The 22,006-nt window shown below is 60.1% G+C and carries 13 protein-coding genes; 9 read left to right on the forward strand and 4 right to left on the reverse strand.

Annotated elements, in window-relative coordinates; all coding sequences use genetic code 11:
• Positions 1-26: 26 nt before the first annotated feature.
• Positions 27-6,596: an S-layer homology domain-containing protein gene (locus ACTNBZ_RS02735; protein ID WP_441208110.1), complete on the reverse strand. Its 6,570-nt coding sequence runs from the start codon at positions 6,594-6,596 to the stop codon at positions 27-29.
• 271 nt (positions 6,597-6,867) lie between these two features.
• On the opposite strand from ACTNBZ_RS02735, the gene ACTNBZ_RS02740 reads away from it, so the two are divergent.
• The 4 genes from ACTNBZ_RS02740 to ACTNBZ_RS02755 all read left to right on the forward strand — a co-directional run bounded on the left by ACTNBZ_RS02740 (position 6,868) and on the right by ACTNBZ_RS02755 (position 11,100).
• Entirely contained in the window at positions 6,868-7,428 is a 561-nt protein-coding gene (locus ACTNBZ_RS02740) for a TetR/AcrR family transcriptional regulator (RefSeq protein ID WP_441208111.1), read from the forward strand.
• A gap of 72 nt (positions 7,429-7,500) precedes the next feature.
• Complete coding sequence (locus ACTNBZ_RS02745; protein WP_441208112.1) at positions 7,501-8,160, forward strand: hypothetical protein; 660 nt, start codon at positions 7,501-7,503, stop codon at positions 8,158-8,160.
• A gap of 848 nt (positions 8,161-9,008) precedes the next feature.
• Positions 9,009-10,742 carry a recombinase family protein gene (locus ACTNBZ_RS02750; RefSeq protein ID WP_441208113.1) on the forward strand — a complete coding sequence of 578 codons (1,734 nt, stop codon included), beginning with the start codon at positions 9,009-9,011 and terminating at the stop codon, positions 10,740-10,742.
• A gap of 7 nt (positions 10,743-10,749) precedes the next feature.
• Positions 10,750-11,100 (forward strand): sigma-70 family RNA polymerase sigma factor, encoded by a 351-nt coding sequence (locus tag ACTNBZ_RS02755; protein WP_441208114.1) that lies wholly within the window; start codon positions 10,750-10,752, stop codon positions 11,098-11,100.
• A 42-nt stretch (positions 11,101-11,142) separates the two neighbouring features.
• Here the strand turns inward: ACTNBZ_RS02755 and ACTNBZ_RS02760 are convergent, their stop codons facing one another.
• From ACTNBZ_RS02760 to ACTNBZ_RS02770, 3 genes are all read right to left on the reverse strand, one after another.
• A complete protein-coding gene (locus tag ACTNBZ_RS02760) occupies positions 11,143-12,459 on the reverse strand; it encodes an MATE family efflux transporter (RefSeq protein WP_441208115.1) in 1,317 nt (438 codons plus the stop codon).
• Positions 12,460-12,596: 137 nt separating this feature from the next.
• Positions 12,597-14,033 carry a MocR-like pyridoxine biosynthesis transcription factor PdxR gene (pdxR, locus tag ACTNBZ_RS02765; RefSeq protein WP_441208116.1) on the reverse strand — a complete coding sequence of 479 codons (1,437 nt, stop codon included), beginning with the start codon at positions 14,031-14,033 and terminating at the stop codon, positions 12,597-12,599.
• Between the two features lie 285 nt (positions 14,034-14,318).
• Entirely contained in the window at positions 14,319-15,530 is a 1,212-nt protein-coding gene (locus ACTNBZ_RS02770) for a YgeY family selenium metabolism-linked hydrolase (RefSeq protein WP_441208117.1), read from the reverse strand.
• Positions 15,531-15,636: 106 nt separating this feature from the next.
• On the opposite strand from ACTNBZ_RS02770, the gene ACTNBZ_RS02775 reads away from it, so the two are divergent.
• From ACTNBZ_RS02775 to ACTNBZ_RS02795, 5 genes are all read left to right on the forward strand, one after another.
• Positions 15,637-16,644, forward strand: coding sequence for an ornithine carbamoyltransferase (locus ACTNBZ_RS02775; protein WP_441208118.1), 1,008 nt, complete (start codon positions 15,637-15,639; stop codon positions 16,642-16,644).
• Between the two features lie 211 nt (positions 16,645-16,855).
• A complete protein-coding gene (locus ACTNBZ_RS02780; RefSeq protein ID WP_441208119.1) occupies positions 16,856-18,172 on the forward strand; it encodes an amidohydrolase family protein in 1,317 nt (438 codons plus the stop codon).
• Positions 18,173-18,294: 122 nt separating this feature from the next.
• On the forward strand, positions 18,295-20,619 hold the full coding sequence (locus ACTNBZ_RS02785) for a xanthine dehydrogenase family protein molybdopterin-binding subunit (protein ID WP_441208120.1): 2,325 nt from the start codon (positions 18,295-18,297) through the stop codon (positions 20,617-20,619).
• A gap of 10 nt (positions 20,620-20,629) precedes the next feature.
• Entirely contained in the window at positions 20,630-21,499 is an 870-nt protein-coding gene (locus ACTNBZ_RS02790; RefSeq protein ID WP_441208121.1) for an FAD binding domain-containing protein, read from the forward strand.
• Positions 21,500-21,514: 15 nt separating this feature from the next.
• Entirely contained in the window at positions 21,515-21,991 is a 477-nt protein-coding gene (locus ACTNBZ_RS02795; RefSeq protein ID WP_441208122.1) for a (2Fe-2S)-binding protein, read from the forward strand.
• Positions 21,992-22,006 lie beyond the last annotated feature (15 nt).

Genomic DNA, 22,006 nt, shown 5'->3' on the forward strand with positions numbered 1-22,006 from the left:
GGCACTGGGTCTTGCTAAGGTGCGGTTCAGCCGAGCTTGGCGTACTGCATCAGCAGCACGGCCACCTCGGCGCGGGAGGCATAGCCCTGAGGATTCAGGCTACCATTGCCATTGCCCTGCATGAGGCCGGCGCCCACCGCCCACTGGACGGCGGGAATGGCCCACTCGCTGACCTGGCCGGCATCTGTGTAGCTGAGGATGTTGGTGTCCTCGCCCACGGACACGTCCAGACCCTTATACTGGGCGTAGCGGTAGAGGATGGCGGCCATCTGCTCGCGGGTGACCGGGTCCTCCACGCCGAAGGTACCGTTGCCGTAGCCCTGGATGAGGGATTTGGAAGCGCCCCAGCTCACGCCGGTGCTGTACCAGGAGCCGGACACGGTATCCAGGAAGGAGACCTCAGAGCCGGTGTACTGCTCGCCGGAGAGGCGGTAGAGTACTGCGGCCATCATGGAACGGGTCATGGTGCCGTCAGGCTCAAAGGTGGTGGCGGAAGTGCCCTGGAAGAGCTTGGCGGTGTACACATAGCGCACGGCCTCCTCAAACCAGTCGTTCTCGGCCACGTCGTTAAAGGGCAGCTTGCCTGCCAGCGGCACGTCGGGATCCTTGATGGAAGAGCTGCCGCTGCCGGAGGAACCGCTGCCGGAACCGGCGGTGCAGACGATGTCGGCACGGTTGCGGATACGGATGCGGGGGAAGGGGCCCTCGGGGGCATTGAAGGTGTCATCATAGGAGGCAAGGCCGGTGACGGAGATATTGCAGCCGACCTTCAGATCCTGCACTTCGCTGCCGGTGGTGATGTAGCCGTCGATGAAGACCCGGGCCACGTTGCCGGCGGCGTCCTTTACCATAATGGTCTGGACCAGGCCGTTGGCCAGTTCATAGCTGACCACAGTGCCCTTGAGGGTGACCAGCTGGCCCAGGACGGACCTGTCGTTGATCTGAGCGGCGGTGACTTCCTTAGGCTCAACAGGATCGGTTTCGCCGATCTTATCGATAGAGGTGACCTGCAGCTCCATCTCGCCCTGATAGAAGTCGGTGGTGCCGGTGATGCGGACCTTGTCGCCGATCTTGTAGTCGCCGGACACGGGGAAGCAGCAGATGCCGCCGGTCTCATCCTGAATGTAGATACAGTCGAAGAAGGCGGTGTCCTTGTCATAGCCGGAGGCGTTGGAGGTGACCACGCCCTCAATGGTGTACTTGTAACCGGCCTCGGTCTGCTTCTGGACCTCGGCGATGTCGGTGGCGGTAATGGGATTGATGTACTGCACCAGGTTCTCACAGATCCGGTAGTTTGAGTAATTTTTCTCCGCGCCGTTGTCCACGGTAGCCTGGACCTCGAAGTTGGACATGAAGGCCGCGCCGGAGACGATGATCAGGCCCTTACCCTCCAGCTGCTCGGAGGCCATGACCATGAGCCGGTTGGTACTGTCGGTGTAGGCGTACTTGGGAATGGCGTCGCCGCCCAGTCCGTCCTTATCCACATCCACGGAATAGGTGCTTTCGTGGCCGTAGACCACAGGGATCACGGTGCCGGGCAGGGTGCTGGTGGGAGCGCCGTCAGCGTCCACAGCGTAGACGCTGGCGCCGCCGTAATGGCTGAAGCGCTCGGTGTAGAGCTTGTCAAAGGGGTGCTCGGCGTCGAAGATCACGCCGTCGGTCAGGAAGCTGTCTCCGTAGGCGCTGAAGTACAGGCGCCACTTATCCACGCCGTCGGCGGCGGAGCGCACATCGTCATAGGTGGCGTCGTCGCTGATGCGCAGGGAGGAGCCCAGGGCTTTCAGGACCGCGTTCTGAGTGGCGGCCATGTGCAGGATGTCCTTGTTGTCCTGGATAACGCTGTAGTTCTCGTAGTTATCCGACCAGCCGGCCAGGATCACCACTCTGCCGTTTGCGTTGAATGCAGTAATGGCCGCAAGCTCATCGGCGGAATAGGTCTTGGGATCGCTCTGGGCGGCGGCCAGGCGGCGGGAAGGCGCGGTGAGGATCAGCGCCTTGTACTTGGGATTGGAGCAGGCCGCGATGAGCTCATCGCTGGTCTTCAGCTCCACGGTGCGCACGGAGTAGCCCGCGGCCAGCTCGCCGAAGTTGCCCATGGAATCCTTGTAGTTGCCCGCCACATACTCGTTGTAGTGGGAGGCGTCGATACCGATGTAGACCAGGCTGTCGGCGTTGAGGACATCCAGCTCGATGTCCTTGGTGTAGGTGTACTCTACGCCGTTCTGCTCCACGACGGCGGTCACAGTGATGGTCATGACCTTGGCGACAGTGGGAGTGTACTTGAAGTCCACAGCCAGCGTGCTGGAGGCGGCGATCATCTCCTTGCCGGTGAGATCAGCGGTCCCCAGAACCTCATTGCCCGCGGTGTAAGTAATGGACTTGACCATGGCGCCGGTGGCCTCGCTGTTGAACAGCGTGGTAGTCAGGGTCAGTTCCTCATTGGTAACGGGGGTAGAGGTGCCGCACTCCACGGAGGAGATGCCCAGCTTCTGGACCTCGCCCACCCACACGGGAGCGGTCACGGCCAGGTCGCCGTCCTTCTCGGTGACGCGGATGTAGTAGTAACTGTAAGTGGGCTCCAGAGTGGCGCTCAGCTCGCCGGAAGCCAGCTCAGCGGCGTCGGACCAGGTGTAAGCCACCTTGCCGGAGTTGACGATGACCTCCACCTTGGCGATGGAATCGCTGCTGTCGGGGTCATTGACGGTGACTGCGAGCTCCAGCGCCTCCACATCCTTGGGAAGCTGGGAACCCAGCATCTGGCCGTTGACGGTGTAGGTGATGGCCAGGTTCTTGTCCTCGGTGGCGTATACCCGGTAGTTGCGGATGGCCTCATACAGGCCCTCCTCGGAGAAGTCGTCGGTGAGGATAACGTCACGGGCGTCGTTGGCGTTGCCCCACTTGCCCTTGTGGTTATCCTGGTTGTTGGTGGGGGCCAGGTGCCAGCCCTTATCCAGCGCCATGGTGTAATACTCATAGCTGGGATAGTAGCCGCCGGCGCCGATGGCGCCCTCGCCGTTGCCCACCTCCACCATGTACATACGGGAGTCAATGGTGGCGTCCCAGTAGGCAAAGTCGGAGAAGGTGCCAAAGGTGGAGCCGGGATGGTTGAACTGGCTGATGGAATCAGCGCCCTCAGACCGGCTCAGCAGGGCGTAATAGGCCTTCATGCCGGCGTCGCTGGTCTTGTTATTCAGGGTGGAGTTGTTGCGGGAGACGATACCGGGGGTGTTCCAGGTGTTGATGTGGCCGGGGCCGCCGGACCAGGTCATCTCAAAGCCGCCCAGGGCGACCACACCGGACTGGCTGGCGTTGAAGGCATCGATCTTGCCCTTGTACTCAGCCCACACGCCCTGGCTGTACGCGGTGGCCTTGCTCATGTCGTACAGCGCGTCCTCGGGGTTGGCATCGCCGGACTTGTCAAAGTAGTTGGAGTGGTCGGTAAAGGCCGCAAAATCCACATTGGCGCTCTCGGGCAGGTTCTTAATATACTCCAGAGCGGAGTCCAGGGTGCCGGAGCCGTCGGAGTACTGGGTGTGGCTGTGGAGCTGACCGAAATAGAGCTGGAACTGGGCCGTGCCCACGGTAAAATTCCAGGACTTGCTGGCGCTCTTGCCGTCGGCCCGGGTAACGGTGATGGTGACGGAAACGCGGCCGTCAGCCATGTCGGCAGCGGGGATATAGCTGACCACGCCGTTTTCACAGACAGTCTCAACAGTCTCGCCATTCACCGTCATGACAATGGTGGGAGCGTCGCCGGCGTTGGTGATGGCGGCGGAAATGACGGGCCGCTTGTTGTCGCCGGTCTCGCTGCCGGGGGCGGGGGCCACGTCAGAGATGACGGGCTCATCCTTGATGTTGATGACAACGGAGCCGGAGATGGCCACGTCCTTGTTGTCCTTGCCATCGACGGAAACGGTCAGGCTCTCGCCGGTGACCTTCCCGGCGGGGATGGTGACGGAGTAGACGCCGTCCGCCAGAGTGGCTTCAACGGCCTCCTCGCCCAGCTTGACCGTCAGTTCCTTCACGCCGAATACCGCGTCCACGGTGAAGGTGAGGGTGTAGTCGGAGCCCACAAAGGCATCGGCCGGGGTGCCGAAGTCCACGGCGGGCTGGTTCACCACGCCGCCGGTCAGGTTCTCGTTGGCGCAGGGCAGGAACTGGAAGGTGTAGATGTCATAATCCGTGACATTGTACATGCTGTAGGTCTTGTAGGAACCGGCATAGTACTCCATGTACTGGCTGTACTTGCCGTTATACTTGGCTGTGCGGCTCTCCATGGTATAGCCGCTGCCCTGGGCGGCCAGGGTCCAGTCAGCGTCCTCGCTGGCCTCCGGGGAGTAGAAGGCATTGTTGCCGGTGCCGTTGGAGCACAGGTAGCCATAGGTCTCATTTCTGAAGCGATAGTAGCTGTCGTTCTTCTCTACAGTAAAGACCAGACCGCCGTTGCCGGAGGTCACCTTGCCGTCAGCCAGTTCAGCGGCAGCGTTGGTGATGGAGGGGCTGGTCTCGTTGTCGTCCTGGAGCGCCAGCACGCCCTTGGAGGAGAGGTTGTAGATCATGACCTGAGCGCCTTCGGCGGGCAGGTCGCTCTCGGGAGGCTGGCTCCTGGTCAGCTTGTAGAGATTGAACAGGTAATAATCGGTGTCTTTTTCACTGAAAGTAGTGAAGCCGCTGTAGTATTCCAGAGCCTGGGGGTTGCCGTTATACGCAGCGTTGGCATTGACGATATGCACGCCGCCGGTCACGGGCTTGATGGTCCACAGGCTGTAATCGGAAGCCTCGTCCGTAAAGGTCAGGCTGTTGCCGGTGGCCCCGGAGGTCAGGTACTTGCCGTCGGCCACCAGGAGGAAGTTATCCCCATCGGCCTGGGCGGTGAACACGGCCATGCCCTCAACGACTTCCAGGAAGTTGTTCTCCGGCGTGGCGCTGACCCCCTCCAGCTTCTTACCGTCGCTGGTGGCGGTGCTGCTCACGACCAGGGAGCCCTTATCGTAAAAGACCACGAACTGGTCGCCGTCGGCAATGGCGTTATTCAGCTCAGCATACTGGGGCCGCTCCACCTTGTAGATGGAGATATCGGTCTGGCCGCTTTTGTAGCAGGAGAAGCGGGGAGCGCCGGAATTATACTTCATCTGGGTGGAAGCGCCGGCCTGGGCGGTCACGGCAGCGGTGGCACCGTCAAATACCACACTCCAGGAGGAGTTGGCGTTAATGGCGGACGTCGTCTTCAGATAGTTTCCGGAGTCAACAGAGCAGAGATAGTTTCCGCCCACCTCGAAGGCATAGGTCCCCGCTGTGGTGCCCTCAGCCAGAAACACGGTCTGAGCGCCATCGCCAAAATAGACGGCGTCATCAGTGAAGGTGGCTTCCACGTTGCCGAAGAAGTTGCCGGCGCTGGGCGCCATGACTATATCCTTGGTGGGACAGGCGATGATGTACTCGTCCCCGATGACCAGCCCGCTCACATCGGTGACCAGAACAGCCCTGGTACCCTCGGGCTCGCCGGGGTCGGGATCGGGACTGGGACTGGGGTCAGGACTGGGGCTGGGGTCGGGATCGGGAGTTTCGCCGGTGACCTTGTAGAAGGCCTGATCAAAAAGGCCGGACTCATCCTTAAAACCAGCGGCACTCCAGGTGCCCTTATCGGCGTACCACTCCAGATAGTTGCCGCGTACTGCATTCTGGATGTAATAGCAGCCCTCGGTAACGGACGCGGTCACCTTCCAGCCGGTATTGACATCGTCCAGCGGTGTGCTGGTGTAGCTCTCACCCATGGACAGCTTCTTACCGTCGGCGGTGGAGAAGGTATAATTGCCATCCCCATCGACGCCCACCGTCCACACATCGGCGGCGGTATAACCGGAAACGGTACCGTCGGAAACGGTCACATCGGTGCCGCTGTTATAGAAGCCGCTATAGGTGGCGGACAGGGCTTTCAGATTGGCGGGGTTGTAGATGACCACCTTGTCTCCGGCGGTCAGAGGACCGGCGGGCTCGGGCTCAGTGCTGGGGCTGACACTGGGGCTGGGACCGGGGTCCACCGTGCCGCTGTCTGAGAGTTTGTAGATACAGATATCCTGCTGACCAGAGGCATAGCAGGCAAAAAGAGGGGTTCCATTGTTGGGATTATACCGCATCCAGTTGCGGGTATTCGTGCCCTGAGCCTTGATTATTGCCGCGTTGTCAGTAATCTCAATGACCCAGGAAGAGTTATCACTTAAAGCACTTTCGGTCTTTAAATGGTTACTGCTCGAAGAAGCAGCATACAGATAACCACTGCCAGTACTGAAAGCAAATGTGCCATCTTTCGTGCCGGCTTCCAGCGTCAAGACTTGAACATCGTCCGTCAGAGTAATGCTGTCCTCACTTTTGGTGATTGCGACCGCTTCGCGGTTATTGGTCTTTTGATTGGTGCCAAGAGCATAGTCATAGTTCTTAGCTGCAATGACGACCTTGTCGCCTACGGCCAACGTTGTCACATCTGTGACAAGCGTCGCCGTCTCTCCTGTTGCCACCGCGGCCGGAATCATGGACAGTACCATGGCCAGCGTCAGCAGCAGGGAGAGCAGCTTTCTTGTGCGTGTTCGAGTTTTCATGTCATCCCTCCTGATCATGATGCACGCCGGAGGGGTCATGGGATATGACCGCTCCCCTGGCGTGAGAACAATTTTTATTCTACCACTATTTTGTACAAAATTCAACTTCTGCTTGGTCAAAGATACGTAAGATATTTATAAAAAACATGAAAATACATGACGAAAATGTTACCGGATATCCAACTGCCGACGCTGGATGTGATCTTTTGTACAGGTTAAAAAAAAGAGAAAATAATGCTATAGTGAACAACGTTCAGATGGAGGGTGTGGTATGAATACAGGCGTGACATCAAAAGAGGCCATCATGCAGGTGTGCAGGAGCATCGCGGCGGAAAAAGGACTGTCTGCGCTGAACATGCGCGCTGTAGCCAGGGAATGCCATATTGCCCTGGGAACACTGTACAATTACTATTCCGACAAGGATGAACTGCTGATTGCCACCGTCGAGAGTGTGTGGAAAGATATGTTCCATATGAATGAGAGGTGTGAGACAGCGCTTTCGTTCCCTGACTATGCTGCCTGGCTTTTTGAGAGCATACAGCGGGGAGCGGTGAAATACCCCCATTTTCTGACCGCCCATTCCATCAGTATTGCCAAATCGAAGAAGGGCAGGGCAAAAAGCACCATGGAACATGATCTCGGGCACATGAAAGCCGGGATGCTGGCGGCTTTGCTGGCGGATCCTGCGGTTGACCCGGGCATATTTTCCCCGTCCTTTACCCGGTCAGATCTCGTCGATTTTGTGCTTGACAATATTTTGATGCTGCTTGTGCAGGGAAAGGCGAACTGTACAGCACTTCTTGAACTGATCCGCAGAGTGGTTTACCGGTAACGAAAGCGTCCGCTGGACAGCGGGCTGTCTTTTGAAATAAAACGAACATAGTTTACACAGGGAGGAAACATTATGCAGGCAATTTTTGAAACGCTGTTTGACATTGTGTATCTTGTGACGGTCATCACTCTGGGTGTCAGGATGATCCGCGGCAGCCGGGGCAGAAGGCAATACCTGCTTTACGGCGTCATGGCAGTGACACTGGGCTGCGGCGATGCGTTCCACCTGATCCCCCGGGCCGTCGCCCTGTGCACCACGGGGCTGAAAGATTACACGGCAGCCCTGGGTATCGGCAAATTGGTCACCTCCATCACCATGACGGTGTTCTATGTACTGCTGTACTATGTCTGGCGCAGCCGCTACCAGGTCAGTGATCACAAGGGGACCACGGCCACAGTTTGGGTGCTGGCGCTCTCCCGCATGGCGCTGTGTCTGATGCCGCAGAACGCGTGGACAAGTGCGGACGCGCCGCTGACCTGGGGTGTTTACCGCAACATCCCGTTTGCCATCCTCGGCGCGCTGGTCGTCGTTCTGTTTTACCGCAGCGCAAAGGAAACGCAGGATAAGCCCTTCCGGTTCCTGTGGCTCACGGTGGTGCTGAGCTTTGCCTGCTATATCCCGGTGGTGCTGTTTGCGGATGCGGTCCCGGCGGTGGGAATGCTGATGATCCCCAAGACCTGCGCTTACGTCTGGACCGTTTTGATCGGCTTCAACGCCATGAAGAACGAATAAAAAACGGTGAAGAAGTATCGGAATATGTTCTTATCTGCGCCATTTCCGCCGTAGCCGGGGGTGTGTGACTGAGCGCGTGTCTGCGTGGGACAAGAAGCAGTATCCGTTATGCAGAGCCGCGGACCGCCATGAAAGATTCCCAAAAACACAAAAAAGCCCGCCGCAGCCCATATGGGCTGCGGCGGGCTTTTGACTGCGGGAGCCTGTTTTATAGACAGGAAAGGCCAAAAAACAATAGTTTGCCGGTCACGAGCGGAAAGGGCGTGCATCCTGCTGTCTGCTCCGTTCCAGAATGGAATTCGCTACTTCGTCGATCAGTTTCAGTTTCTGCCCGGTGGGGCATTGCAGCTTATCAACATACTGTGCCACGTACTGGGCGTGAAGTTTTGCGGCGCGCCGGTCCAGCTCGGCTTCTGCCTCCGGCGTTGCGGGATAATGTACGATCAGTTCGATAGCGGTCCCTCCTCTATCCGTGCTGCTTCAATCTATGCGGATGTGCTTGCAAATATTTTCCTGACCGCAGGCCGCACCCGGTCTTTTTCCGTTTTGCGGGTTTTATAATAATGTGTACGGAACAAAGCTGTAAGCCTTGGCTTTCAAGGCTTACAGCTTTGTTCGGACGCAGGTTTTTGGGCGAAACCGCCCGAAACCCCTGCGCGATCCAATGAAGCACCGCGGCGCTTCATCGGAAATACGCATTGTAACAATAGCACAATCCGATCAAAAGGGCCATTCTCAGCCCTTTTGATCGGATTGTGCGGCCGCTGCCGCACGAATAAACCGCAAAGCGGTTTATTCAGCAGGCATTATAATGGGGGTATCACCATGTTCAGCGGAGAGGTGTGGGTATGAAAGAAGAGGCAAAACGATTTGTCATATACTCCCGCAAATCCAGATTTACCGGAAAAGGAGAGAGCATCGAAAATCAGATCGAGCTGTGCCGTCAATATATTGCTTCCCATTATGGCGGAGAAAAAGCGGAGAAAGCCCTGGTATACGAGGACGAGGGCTTTTCGGGCGGGAACCTCGAACGGCCGCAGTTCCGGAAGATGATGAAGGATGCGCAGAAGACGCCGTTTGCCGCAATTGTGGTTTACCGCCTTGACCGTATCAGCCGCAACATCGGAGACTTTGCCAAACTGATCGAAGACCTTGGCAGCCGCAAGATCGACTTTATTTCCATCCGCGAACAGTTTGATACTTCTTCCCCCATGGGACGGGCCATGATGTACATCGCTTCCGTTTTTTCGCAGCTGGAGCGTGAGACCATCGCCGAGCGGATCCGGGACAATATGCGCGAGTTGTCTAAAACCGGCCGCTGGCTGGGCGGAACCACACCGACCGGCTATGAATCGGAGAGTGTATCCCATGTCACGGTGGATGGCAAGGTAAAAAAGGCCTGTAAGCTGAAAATGATCCCGGATGAGATCGAGCTGGTCAAAACCATCTTCAACAGATTCATTGAGACCGGGTCGCTGACAAAGGTTGACCAGTATCTTTTGGAAAAACGCTGCCTGACCAGACGGGGCAAGCGATTTACCCGGTTTGCGATCAGGGGCATTTTGTCCAACCCGGTTTATATGATCGCGGATGATGCGGCCTACCGCTATCTGTCCGGCAGCCGCGTGGAGCTGTTCTCTGACAAAAGCCGGTTTGACGGCGTGCATGGCATCATGGCTTATAACCGTACCCTGCAGCGCCCGGGCAAGGCACACCGGATCAGGCCCATGGAAGAGTGGATCGTGTCGGTGGGCGGGCACAAGGGCGTCATTCCCGGCGAGACATGGGTGAACGTTCAGAATATGCTGGAGCGGAATAAGTCCAGAAGTTACCGCAAGCCCCGGAGCAATGCGGCGCTTCTTTCGGGGCTCCTGTACTGCGGCCGCTGCGGCGGCTATATGCGTCCCAAACAGTCTGACCGCCTGACCGCGGCCGGAGAACCGGCCTATACCTATCTCTGCGCAACAAAGGAGCGCAGCCGCGGTCAGTGCTGTTGGATGAAAAATGCCTCTGGAAATATGCTGGATGGGAAGATCATGGAGGAGATCAGGCACGTTGGCAAAGACAGCGGCGATCATGCCGGGCAGATCGCACAGACAAAGAAGATCATCAGCGGCAGCCTGGAAGACTGTGATGCCCAGATCCATATGCTCAAGGAGCAGATGAAGGAAAATGAGAGCGCTATCAAACGGCTGGTGGATTCCCTGACCAGGGCCGCCGGGGGCACTGCCGAACCGTATATTATGGAACAGATCGACGAGATGCATAAAAAGAGTGAATCGCTTGGCAGGCGTCTGAACGAGCTGGAAGCCATTACAGCGCGGCGTGAGCTTGCCGCTGCCGAGTTTGATGCCATCTGCCGGATGCTTTCCACTTTTGGTGAGAGTATCGGCAGCTGCGGCGTGGAGCAGAAACGGGCGGCCATCCGCGCCTTTATAAAGAAGGTAGTCTGGGACGGTGAGAATGCCCATGTGTACATGGTTGGCTCGGAGGATGACCGCAGTTTTTCTGAACACCCATCCGAAAGCTCCGGCGTGGTTCCTGATGGGGGACGCGTTCCGCTAAGAGAGGATAGCAAATGAGATACTGATGTATTTTCGTTCTCAAAGAAAGCTGCAGGGGGAGGTATCGCTCTCCGATACGCTGGATACGGACGGGGACAGCAATTCGCTTTCACTCATGGATACCATCCGGGTGGATGACAACATGCTGGAGGAACTGGATACCCGGGATGCCTGCGCCAGGGTGCGGCGCTGTGTGGCAAGCTGCCTGGATGACAGAGAGCGGATGGTCATCACCCTGCGCTACGGGCTGAACGATGACCGCCCCATGACCCAGAGAGAGATCGCCGCCAGGTGCGGGATCTCGCGGAGCTATGTATCCCGCATTGAGAAAAAGGCGCTGGAGAAGCTGGAGACCGCCATGGAGACGGAAAAATGAAGAGCGCTGTCCGGATCATTCGGGACAGCGCTCTGCCAGGAATTACAGCCGCCGGGGCTGGCGGGGAGCGACGGCGTCAGTTTGGGCTTCCAGCCGGGAGAGTTTTTGCAGAAAGGCGGTGCCCAGCGCCACGGACAGGAGGAAAGAGAAGCCGTCCGCGATGGGCTGGGCCAACTGCACGCCCCACAGATCCAGAAACCTGGGAAGGATCCAGATAAGGGGGAGGAAAAAGAGCCCCTGCCGGGCCATAGCCAGAAAGGAGGCCTGGGTGGACTGCCCCGAGGTCTGGAGCGTCATATTGGTGAGGATCACCCAGGAGGTGAGGGGCAGGGTGAGGCACTGGAGCCGGAGAGCCCGGGCGCCAATGGCCACCACATCGGGGTCGTTTTTCTGGAAGAGCAGGATGATCTGGGGGGCGAAGACCAGCCCCAGCACCGACAGCAGGATCAGGAAGGAGAAGGAGACCCGGACGCAGAACCAGAAACCCCTGCGGACCCGGCCGTAGAGCCCGGCGCCGAAGTTGAAGCCGCACACCGGCTGGAACCCCTGGCCAAAGCCGATGAGGGCGGAGCCGGCAAAGGCGGTGACACGGCTGACCACTGTCATGGCGGTGATGGCGGCGTCACCATAGGGGTTGGCGGCGGTGTTGAGGCAGATGGCGGCGATGCTGGCCAGCCCCTGCCGGTAGAGGGAGGGCATGCCGTTGCGGAAGATGCTCCGGTACATGGAGAGGCTGGGGGAGAAATAGCGGATGTGGATGGGCAGGGAGCCGCCCCGGCCGCACTGGGCCACCAGAATGCAGAAGCTGACGAACTGGCTGATGATGGTGGCCAGGGCCGCTCCGCCCACACCCATGTCCAGCACAAAGATAAAGAGCGGGTCCAGGGCGATGTTGAGTACCGCGCCGGAGGCGATGCCCAGCATGCCGTAAAAGGCGTTGCCCTCAAAACGGAGCAGGTTGTTGAGTACCAGGGAGGCGGCCATGTAGGGCGCGCCGATGAGGATGAAGCGGGTGTAGTCCCGGGCATACGGCAAAATGGTCTCGGTGGCGCCCAGGGAGCGGACCAGGGCATCCAGATTGAGCAGGGCCGCGGCAGAGAGAACAGCCCCTGCGATGAGGGCGGTGAAAAAGCCGGTGGAGGCCACCCGCAGAGCGGTCTCCTCCTGACGCTGGCCCAGCAGGCGGGAGACCTGGTTGCCCGAGCCCTGACCGAAAGTGAAGCCGATGGCCTGGATGATGGCCATCAGGGCAAAGACAACACCTACCGCGCCCTGAGCGCTGGTGCCCAGATGGCCCACAAAAAAGGTGTCCGCCATGTTGTAGACGGCGGTGATGAGCATACTGATAATAGTAGGCACCGCCAGCGAACTGATAAGTCCGGGGAGTGGGGCGGTGGTGATCCACTCATATTTTTCGTCCGGTGTGGTGGGGCGTTTCAGGGAGACCGTCTCCTTTCCTTCGTGTGATGAGGAGCCAGAATGGACCGGGACACATGTCACGCCTGCGTTTCGCGGGAGCGGAACAGGGGGGACCAGGCGGCGTACAGACGGCGCATGGCGGGGGCCATGTCCTCCGGTTCCAGCCGGGCGTAGCCCAGCATCAGAGTGGGAACATGGTCGGGTTCCGGAGGCGTCAGACAGTAGTAGGACAGGGGGTAGACCCCCACGCCGGCCCGGGCCGCGGCCTGGACCAGCTCCTCCTCGGAGGGGCCGCCGGGGGCCCGGAAGAGCAGATGGAGGCCGGCCTCTGCTCCGGAGAAGCGGCCCAGCCGGGTGATCCCCGCCGCCTTGGCCGCCGCCAGCAGAGAGTCCCGCCGGAGCCGGTAGGTGTTGCGCATCCGGCGGATATGCCGCTCGAAGTGGCCCCGGGAGAGGAAGCGGGCCAGCGTGTACTGCTCAAAAGAGGGGACCGTGGAGGAGTAGAACAGAAACTCCTTCTGGTAGCGTTCCAGCAGGTGCGGAGGGAGGACCATATAGCCGATGCGCAGGGAGGGGGCCAGGCTCTTGGTAAACGTGTTCATATAGACCACCCGTTCCCGGGTGTCCAGGCTCTGGAGGGCGGGGATGGGCCGGCCGTCATAGCGGAACTCGCTGTCATAGTCGTCCTCAATGAGGTAGCGGTTCTCCGCTTCGCTGGCCCAGGCCAGCAGTGCCTGCCGCCGGGCCACCGGCATGACGGTGCCCAGGGGAAAGTGGTGGGAGGGGGTGATGTGGGCCACCCGGGCCCCCGACCAGTGGAGGGCGTCGGTGCGCATGCCCTGCCCGTCCAGGGGAATGGGACAGGCCAGGGTGCCGGCATGGGAGAGAATGCGGTAGAATTTCCGGTAGCCCGGGTCCTCCACCGCCCAGCCGCCGTCCTGCCCCAGAAGCTGGAGCAGGATACTGGTGAGATACTCCGATCCGGCCCCTACCACCACCTGCTCGGCGCTGGCCTGGATGCCCCGGAAGTCGTGGAGGTAGCGGACGATGGCCTCCCGCAGCTCGGGCACCCCCTGGGGAGGCGGGGAGGAGAGAAGGTCACTGTCCTGCTGGCTGAGGACCTCCCGCATCAGCTTGGCCCAGGTGGAGAAGGGAAAGTGGACGGTGTCCACGGCGTTGGTGGCAAAGTCATACTCCAGGGCGCCGGAGGAGGGCGCGGTGGGAACAGGGGGATGGTAAGGGGCGGAGAAGGGCTGCCGGGGACCGGCCAGCTCCGGCGTGCGGACGAAAAAGCCCCGCTTGGGCTCGGAGCGGAGATAGCCCTCGGCCAGCAGCTGGCCATAGGCCCCCTCCACTGTGACTACGCTGACCTCCAGATGGGCGGCCAGAGCCCGCTTGGAGGGCAGGCGGGACCCGGCGGGCAGAGCGCCTGATTCGATCTCCCGGCGGATATGGCGGTATATTTGTTCATAGAGCGGCATGGGAGAGGCGCTGTCCAGAACGGGGGTGAGCATGGCGGGACCTCCTTAATTGGCCTTGTGGGACAGAGAACAGCAAACAAAACAGGCCAGGTCACATTTTTCTTACATTATAAATAAGAAAAACAGGGGAATCAAGAGGCGTGCGGGCGCTTGCGTATATGGATGAGATATGATACGATAAAAACAACGAAAAAGATAGAAAACCTGCGCAGGGACGCCGCCCGCTCTCTCACGCCGGAGCAAGAGAAAAGCACGGCCGCTGCCCGAAGGCAGCGGCCGTGCTTTGTGCAAAGAAGTGCGGGTACGCGATGAGGCGTATTAGCCCTCGCTGGCGTACAGGGGCAGGGAGGCGTAGAACATGATGGCCTTCATCAGGTCGTCCACGGGCACCTTGTCCTGGGTGGAGTGGCACAGGGAGTCATCACCGGGGCCGTAGCCGATGGCGGGGATGCCCATGCGGCCGCACATATGGGTGGCGTTGGTGCAGAACTCCCAGGCTTCCACGGCGGGCTTCTCGCCGAAGAGCTCGGTGAAGGCGTTCACGCCGGCCTGGATGAGGGGATGATCCTCGGGCATGACCCAGGAGGGGAAGTAATCCACACAGGTGATGTCGTAGCCGGTGTAGGTCTGGACCTTCTCGGTGTCGATGGCGGCGGTGACGCCGTCGATGCCCTCGTAGAACTGAGAGACTTCCTTGAGCAGCTCGTCAATGGACTCGCCGCAGGAGATGCGGCGGTCGCAGGTGATGACGGCCTCGCCGGGGATGGTGTTGAGAGAGGGAGTCTTGCAGTCCACCTTGGTGACCTCGATGGAGCCGCGGCCCAGGAAGGGATCCTCCACGAAGTCGTTGAACTTGTCCACCTTGTCCATAATGGGCAGGGCCTTGATCAGGGCGTTGTCGCCGCGCCAGGCGGTGGAGGCGTGGGCGCACTTGCCGGGGACGGTGATCTTGATCAGGGCACGGCCCTTGTGGCCGCGGATGACACGGTTGTTGGAAGCCTCGGCCACCAGCACGAAGTCGGGCTTGATGTCGGGGTTCTCTTCCAGCATGGCCTTGACGCAGGAACCCTCAACGTCCTCCTCAGACAGGGAGCCGGACACCCACAGAGTGAAGTCCTTGTCCAGACCCAGGGCCTTCAGGGCCTTGCCGGCGAAGGTGATGCCGGTCAGGCAGCCCTTGTCGTCCACGGCGCCGCGGCCATGGAGGACCTTGCCCTCTTCCATACGGGCCTCCAGAGGATTGAAGCCCCAGTCGGCGGGATCGCCGGGCTCCACGGTGTCAATGTGGGAGTCGTACATCAGCACGGTCTTGCCGGAGCCGACGCGGCCAACCACGTTGCCCACCTTGTCCACGCGGACCTCGTCGTAGCCGAACTCCTTCATCTTGCCGGCGAGGAACTCAACAGCTTTACCTTCATTATAAGTAGTGGAGTCGATGGCGATGAAGTCCTTCAGGAACTGGACGACTTCCTCTTCCTGGGCGGCCACGTAGGCCTTGATCTGGTCGAGCGCTTCTTTTTTTGTAATCATGCGAATTCCTCCTTGATTTTTTTGAGAGATGCTGTTATGATTATACCATAAAGTATTCTAGAGATATAGAGACTTTTGCAAAAAATTTTTTAGGAGGTTTTTTACAATGAACACTGGTCTCAAGGGCAAGCATTTCCTCTGTGAGCAGGACTGGACCAACGAAGAGCTGGAGACTCTGATGGACGTGGCTTCCGTCCTGAAGATGGACAACCTGCTCGACACCCACAAGTACGATGAGCTGCTGAAGAACAAGTCCCTGTTCATGCTGTTCTTCGAGGAGTCCACCCGTACCCGCAACGCCTTCGAGTGCGGCATCACCCAGCTGGGCGGCCACGGCAACTACCTGACCCCCAAGGCCACCCAGATCGACCACGGCGAGACCCCCCAGGACACCATCGAGGTCCTCTCCCGCATGGGCCACGGCATCGGCGTGCGCAACACCCTGGTGGGCGGCAATGCTTACATGCAGAAGCTGGCCAAGTACTCCAAGATTCCCATCTACAACATGCAGTGCGACCTGTGGCACCCCACTCAGTCCATCGCTGACCTGTTCACCATCAAGGAGAAGTTCCACAATGAGCTGAAGGGCCGCAAGTTCGTCATCTCCTGGACCTCCGCCGGCAACTACATGCGTCCTCTGTCCATGGCTCAGTCCCTGATCACCCTGATGCCCCGCTTCGGCATGGACGTGACCCTGGCCGTGCCCAACAAGGACTTCGAGCTGATGCCCGAGGCCATGGAGACCGCCCGCAAGAACGCTGAGTTCTACGGCTCCAAGTTCGAGGTCTGCAACGACATGGACGCCGCCTGCGAGAACGCCGACGTCGTGTACGCCAAGGGCTGGGGCCCCATCATGGCCGTGGGCGACGACGAGAAGACCGGCGTCGAGATGATCAACGCCAACCCCGGCTGGTGCGTCGACTCCCGCCGCATGAGCCTGGCCAAGAACACCGCCATCTACATGCACTGCATGCCCGCCGACCGCGGCATCGAGGTCACCGACGAGGTCGCTGACTCCGCTCAGTCCGTCATCTATGATGAGGCCGAGAACCGCATGCACACCATCAAGGCCCTGATGGCCCTGACCATGGGCAACGTCAAGAGCCGCCGGTAAGCAGTTCTTTCACCTTTCGCCCGCCGGACCGCTCCGGCGGGCGGGAGGTTCCCCATAGAGGGAAAATCAAGACAGGCGCCTGTGCGCTGGAAACGAGAAAAGCGGCACATTGCGAGATATGTGCCGCTTTTTTCCACCGAAGTGTTGAAAACTGTCTGGTTTACAAACATGACGGGATTGGCGGACGGGAATGCCGGGAAGGGTGTATATCATGGAAGCAGCGACTATTATCCGCGGCGGAGCCGTGCTCCTGAAGGAAGGTCTGAAGGCCGGATGGGGCGTCAAGCTCCAGGATGGACTGATCGCCCAGGTGGGGCCTAACGAGAGCCTGATCCCGGGTGAGACCGATGCCGTGATTGAGGCGGCCGACCAGATCATCCTGCCCGGTTTTATCAACGGGCACAACCATATGTATAATGTGTTCTCCCGCGGTATCAGCACCGACGCGGTGGTCACCGAGTTCTCCAGCTTCCTGGACGATTTCTGGTGGCCCTACATCGAAAACCGCATCACCCCCGAGCTGGCCGAGGTCACCGCACGGTGGGCCAGCGTGGAGATGATCGACAGCGGCGTGACCACCTTCTTCGACATCCTGGAGGCCCCCAACGCCATCCCGGGCGCGCTGGAGGCGGAGGCCAAGGTCATCCGGGAGGCCGGCCTGCGGGGCGTGCTTACCTTTGAGGCCTGCCAGCGGATGAGCGAGGAGAACGCAGAACTGGGACTGAAAGAGAACGCGGACTTTATCCGTAATCACGCGGACGATCCGATGGTGAAGGGCGCCATGAGCATCCACACCCTCTTTACCTGTTCCAAGGAATATGTGCAGAAGGCCCGCGCCATGGCGAAAGAGCTGGGCGCCAAGTTCCATATGCATCTCTCTGAGAGCGTGTTCGAGCCCAACTGGACACAGGAACATTACGGCAAACAGCCCATCTGCATCTACGACGAGCTGGGCTGCCTGGACAGCGATGTGCTGGCTTCCCAGGTGGTGCAGGTGAATCAGGAGGAGATCGATCTCCTGGGCCGCAGCGGCGCCAGCGCCGTGACCATGCCCCTGTCCAACTGCGAGGTGGGCGGCGGTATCGCCCCCGTTACCGAGCTGCTGGAGGCGGGCGTCAAGGTAGGCATCGGCACCGACGGCTATATCAATAACTTCTTCGAGGTAATGCGCGGAGCATTTCTTATCCACAAGGCATATCGGCAGGACCCACAGGCTATGGGCGCCCGGCAGGTCTACCAGATGGCCACGGATATGGGAGCGGAAGCTCTCGGCATGGAAAACACGGGGCGTATTGCCCCGGGCATGCTGGCCGATGTGATCACGGTCCGTATGAACGATACGCCCACGCCCATCAACGAAAAGAACGTATACGACCAACTGATCCTGTACCGGAACCCCGCCGATGTGCAGAACGTCTTCGTCGGCGGCAAGCAGCTCAAGAAGGACGGCGTCATCCTGACGCTGGACGTTGAGAAGGCCCGCGCTGAGATGCGCCAGGCCTGTGCAGAGTTCTGGAAGTTCAAGTAAGAGTAATAAGCGCATACCGAACCGGCCGCCCCGCCGGCGCGGCATACGCTTATCCATAGGGACGGCGCCCCGCGGCATCGTCCAAGTTCCGGATGGGATTTCCATGCAAGGAAGGTGATTAAATGCCCCTGATTGGTGAGCTGAATAAAAATTATAAAGTGATCAACCGTTCGGTCCCCCGTATCGACGGCGTTGACAAGGTGACCGGCCGTGCGCATTACGCGGCCGACCTGAAATTCCCTGATATGGTGTACGGCGGCTGCCTGCGCAGCGGCCATTCCCACGCCAGGGTGAAGCGGATCGATACCAGCAAGGCCAAGGCCATCCCCGGTGTTCTGGCCGTGGTCACTGCAGATGACATGCCCAAGCCCATGAGCTGTGCGGGCAACGCCGCCTACATGTACCTGACCAACGAGGTCAAGTATGCCGGCGACGTGGTGGCCATCGTGTGTGCCGAGACGATGGCTCTGGTGGACGAGGCCCGCAAGGCCATCGAGGTGGAGTACGAGGATCTGCCCGGCGTCTACACCATTCGCGACGCCATGAAGCCCGGTGCCCCTGCCGTCCATGAGAGATATCCCGACAATGTGTTTACCGATTCCCTTTACCCCATCCGCAAGGGCGATGTGGAAAAGGGCTTTGCCGAGGCCGACCTCATTATCGAGCGGGAGTATGAGACCCAGTACATAGAGCACTCCTACATCGAGCCCGAGGCCGTGGTCTGCGTCCAGAACCCCGCCGACGGTGTGATGACCGTCCATTCCTCCAGCCAGAACCCCTTCTTCACCCGCCGCTATGTGGCCGACATCCTGGGCGTCGGCATGCACGACGTCCGCGTGTTCCAGGAGACCCTGGGCGGCAGCTTCGGCGGCAAGGAGGAGGGCGTGGGCATGCTGGCCGCCCGCTGCGCTTACCTGTGCAAGCTGGTGGGCCGCCCTGTGAAGATGCGCTTTACCCGTGAGGAGTCCTTCCTGGAGAGCGCCAAGCGCCATCCCTTCCTGCTCCACTACAAGGTGGGCGTGAAGAAGGACGGCCACATCGTGGCCTGGGAGGGCACCCAGATCGACAACTGCGGCGCCTACAACAACCAGACCCAGTTCATGAACTCCCGTGCCAGCATCCACAGCTGCGGCGCCTATACCATTCCCAATGTCAAGACCGATACCTTCGGCGTCTTTACCAACAACATCCACGGCGGCGCCATGCGCGGCTACAGCTCTCCCCAGCTCATCTGGGGCCAGGAGCAGCTCATCGAGGAGATCGCCGAGGAGCTGGGCATGGATCCCCTGGAGTTCCGCCGCATCAACTGCCTGAAGGATGGCACCACCAATGCCACCGGCACGGTGCTGGATCACGTGAACATGCAGGAAGTCATGGACTACACCGCCGAAAAGACCGACTACCAGCGCAAGCACGAGGAGTACAAGCACCAGACCGCCACCAAGAAGCGCAAGGGCATCGGCATCGCCATCGGCCACCGCGGCTGCGGCCTGGGCGCCGAGTCTCCCGATGCCTCCGGCGCCATGGCCATCGCCAATGAGGATGGAACGGTTCTCATCAATACCGGCCTTGCCGAGAACGGCCAGGGCCTGAAGACCGCGTTCTCCCAGATTGCCGCCGAGGCTATCGGCGTGCCCTACGAGTCCATCCGCTTCTACGGCACCGACACCCAGGCCATTGCCGACTCCGGCATGACCGTGGCTTCCCGCGGCACCGTGATGGGCTCCCAGTCCACCCGGAAGGTGGGCTACAAGCTCAACGAGATCATGCGGGCCAATGCCATCGCCCTGGGCTTCTTCAAGGACCAGGAGGGTGTTGACACTCCCGATGACATCGTGCTGGAGAACGGCTTCTTCCACAGCCTGAAGAATCCTGACATCAAGGTAGCCTTTAAGGACGTGTGCAACGCCTCCCTGTGGACCGGCCGGCAGATGGCCGCCTACGAGTGGTTCATGCCCCCTGCCTGCATCCAGGATCACCACACCGGACAGGGCGTGGCATTCCCCAACTACGCCTACGGCTGCGTCGTAGCCGAGGTGGAGGTGGACATGGAGACCGGCTATGTGGACGTGCAGAAGGTCACCGCCAGCCACGATGTGGGCACCGCGATCAACCCCGCCTTGGTGCTGGGCCAGATCTACGGCGGCATCCTGATGGGCCAGGGCTACGCCACCACTGAAGAAGTGGAGGTCTCGGGCGGCAAGGTCCGCAACCAGAATTTCGAGAATTACATCCTTCCCACTGCCGCTGATATGCCCGAGATGGACGTCAACATCTTTGAGTGTGACGATCCCAGGGGCACTTTCGGCGCCAAGAGCATCGGCGAGCCCGCCACCGAGGTCGTGGGCGCTGCCATCGCCAATGCCATCTACAATGCCACCGGCAGGCGTATCCGTGAAAATCCCGCCAATCTGGAGCGCGTGCTGCTGGGCAAGAAGCTGAGATAAGGGGGATACCATGCAGAAGCTGAGTTATCTGAAACCCAAGACCCTGGAAGAGGCTCTGGGTTATCTGAATGAGTACGGCGCCAGGGTCAAGCCCTACGCGGGCGGCACCGACCTGATGGTGCAGCTGCGGGAGGGCTCCTCCCGCCTGAAGGACGTGGAGTACCTGATGGACGTGCAGGCGCTGCCCGAGCTGCGCGGCATCGAAGTCAAGGATGACTGCATCAGCATCGGCGCCATGACCAGCCATACCCAGGTCAACGAGTCTGAGGTACTGCGTGAGCATGTGCCCTTCCTGTCCATCGCCTCCTCCACCGTGGGCTCCACCCAGATCCGCAACAAGGGCACCGTGGGCGGCAACATCTGCAACGCCTCTCCCGCCGCCGATACCCTGTCTCCCTTCGTGGCCCTCAACGCCCGCCTGGTGGTGGTCAGCGTGGACGGCACCCGTGAGGTCATGGTGAAGGACGCCATGGAGAAGGCCGGCAAGCTCAAGCTGGCCGCCAACGAGATGGTGACCCGCATCGTCATTGACCGGCTGGACGGCTACTCCACCGCGTTTATCAAGCTGGGCCGCCGCAAGGCCCTGGCCATTTCCCGCATGAACACCGCCGTGGCGCTGAAGGTGGAGGGCGGCGTCATCGCCGACGCCCGCATCGCCCCCGGCTGTGTGTTCTCCACTCCTGACCGTGTGGAGTGCGCCGAGGCGCTGGTGGTGGGCAAGGCTCCCTCCGCCCAGCTCTTTGAGGAGGCCGGCAAGGCCGTCTCCGAGGAGATGATCAAGCGCACCGGCATCCGTTGGTCCACCGAGTACAAGAAGCCCGTCGTCGAGGCTCTGGTGCAGCGCGCCCTGTGCCGCGCCGCCGGCCTGCCCGAGGATTAAGGAGGGTATTGCAGCATGAATAAGATCACCTTGAACTTTTTCCTCAACGATGAGCCCGTCTCTCTGCTGATCGATGAAAACGCCCGCCTGCTGGACGTCATCCGTGATGTGGCCGGCCTTACCGGTACCAAGGAGGGCTGCGGCGTGGGCGAGTGCGGCGCGTGCACCGTGATCCTGGAGGGCGAGGCCGTGGATTCCTGCATCGTCCTGGCCGCCTCCGTGGAGGGCAAGCACGTGATGACCGTGGAGGGCCTGTCCAAGGGCGGCAAGCTGGACGATATCCAGCAGGCCGTGCTGGACCATCACGCCCTGCAGTGCGGTTTCTGCACCCCCGGCTTCCTGATGAGCGCGAAGGCGCTTCTGGACAAGAAGCCCAACCCCACCCGGGACGAGATCAAGATCGCCATTTCCGGCAACCTCTGCCGCTGCACGGGCTATCAGCAGCTCGTGGAGGCGTTTGAGGATGCCGCCAAGCGTTATCAGGACAAGTAAGAAGGCCTGTTTTTT

The sequence above is a fragment of the Pseudoflavonifractor sp. HCP28S3_F10 genome (assembly GCF_052065415.1).
Lineage (GTDB): Bacteria > Bacillota > Clostridia > Oscillospirales > Oscillospiraceae > Pseudoflavonifractor_A.

Bases quoted from the DNA above. Each gene is read 5' to 3' on its own strand.
- ACTNBZ_RS02735 (WP_441208110.1), bottom strand. From the start codon at position 6,596: ATGAAAACTCGAACACGCACAAGAAAGCTGCTCTCCCTGCTGCTGACG.
- ACTNBZ_RS02740 (WP_441208111.1), top strand. From the start codon at position 6,868: ATGAATACAGGCGTGACATCAAAAGAGGCCATCATGCAGGTGTGCAGG.
- ACTNBZ_RS02745 (WP_441208112.1), top strand. From the start codon at position 7,501: ATGCAGGCAATTTTTGAAACGCTGTTTGACATTGTGTATCTTGTGACG.
- ACTNBZ_RS02750 (WP_441208113.1), top strand. From the start codon at position 9,009: ATGAAAGAAGAGGCAAAACGATTTGTCATATACTCCCGCAAATCCAGA.
- ACTNBZ_RS02755 (WP_441208114.1), top strand. From the start codon at position 10,750: ATGTATTTTCGTTCTCAAAGAAAGCTGCAGGGGGAGGTATCGCTCTCC.
- pdxR (WP_441208116.1), bottom strand. From the start codon at position 14,033: ATGCTCACCCCCGTTCTGGACAGCGCCTCTCCCATGCCGCTCTATGAA.
- ACTNBZ_RS02770 (WP_441208117.1), bottom strand. From the start codon at position 15,530: ATGATTACAAAAAAAGAAGCGCTCGACCAGATCAAGGCCTACGTGGCC.
- ACTNBZ_RS02775 (WP_441208118.1), top strand. From the start codon at position 15,637: ATGAACACTGGTCTCAAGGGCAAGCATTTCCTCTGTGAGCAGGACTGG.
- ACTNBZ_RS02780 (WP_441208119.1), top strand. From the start codon at position 16,856: ATGGAAGCAGCGACTATTATCCGCGGCGGAGCCGTGCTCCTGAAGGAA.
- ACTNBZ_RS02785 (WP_441208120.1), top strand. From the start codon at position 18,295: ATGCCCCTGATTGGTGAGCTGAATAAAAATTATAAAGTGATCAACCGT.
- ACTNBZ_RS02790 (WP_441208121.1), top strand. From the start codon at position 20,630: ATGCAGAAGCTGAGTTATCTGAAACCCAAGACCCTGGAAGAGGCTCTG.
- ACTNBZ_RS02795 (WP_441208122.1), top strand. From the start codon at position 21,515: ATGAATAAGATCACCTTGAACTTTTTCCTCAACGATGAGCCCGTCTCT.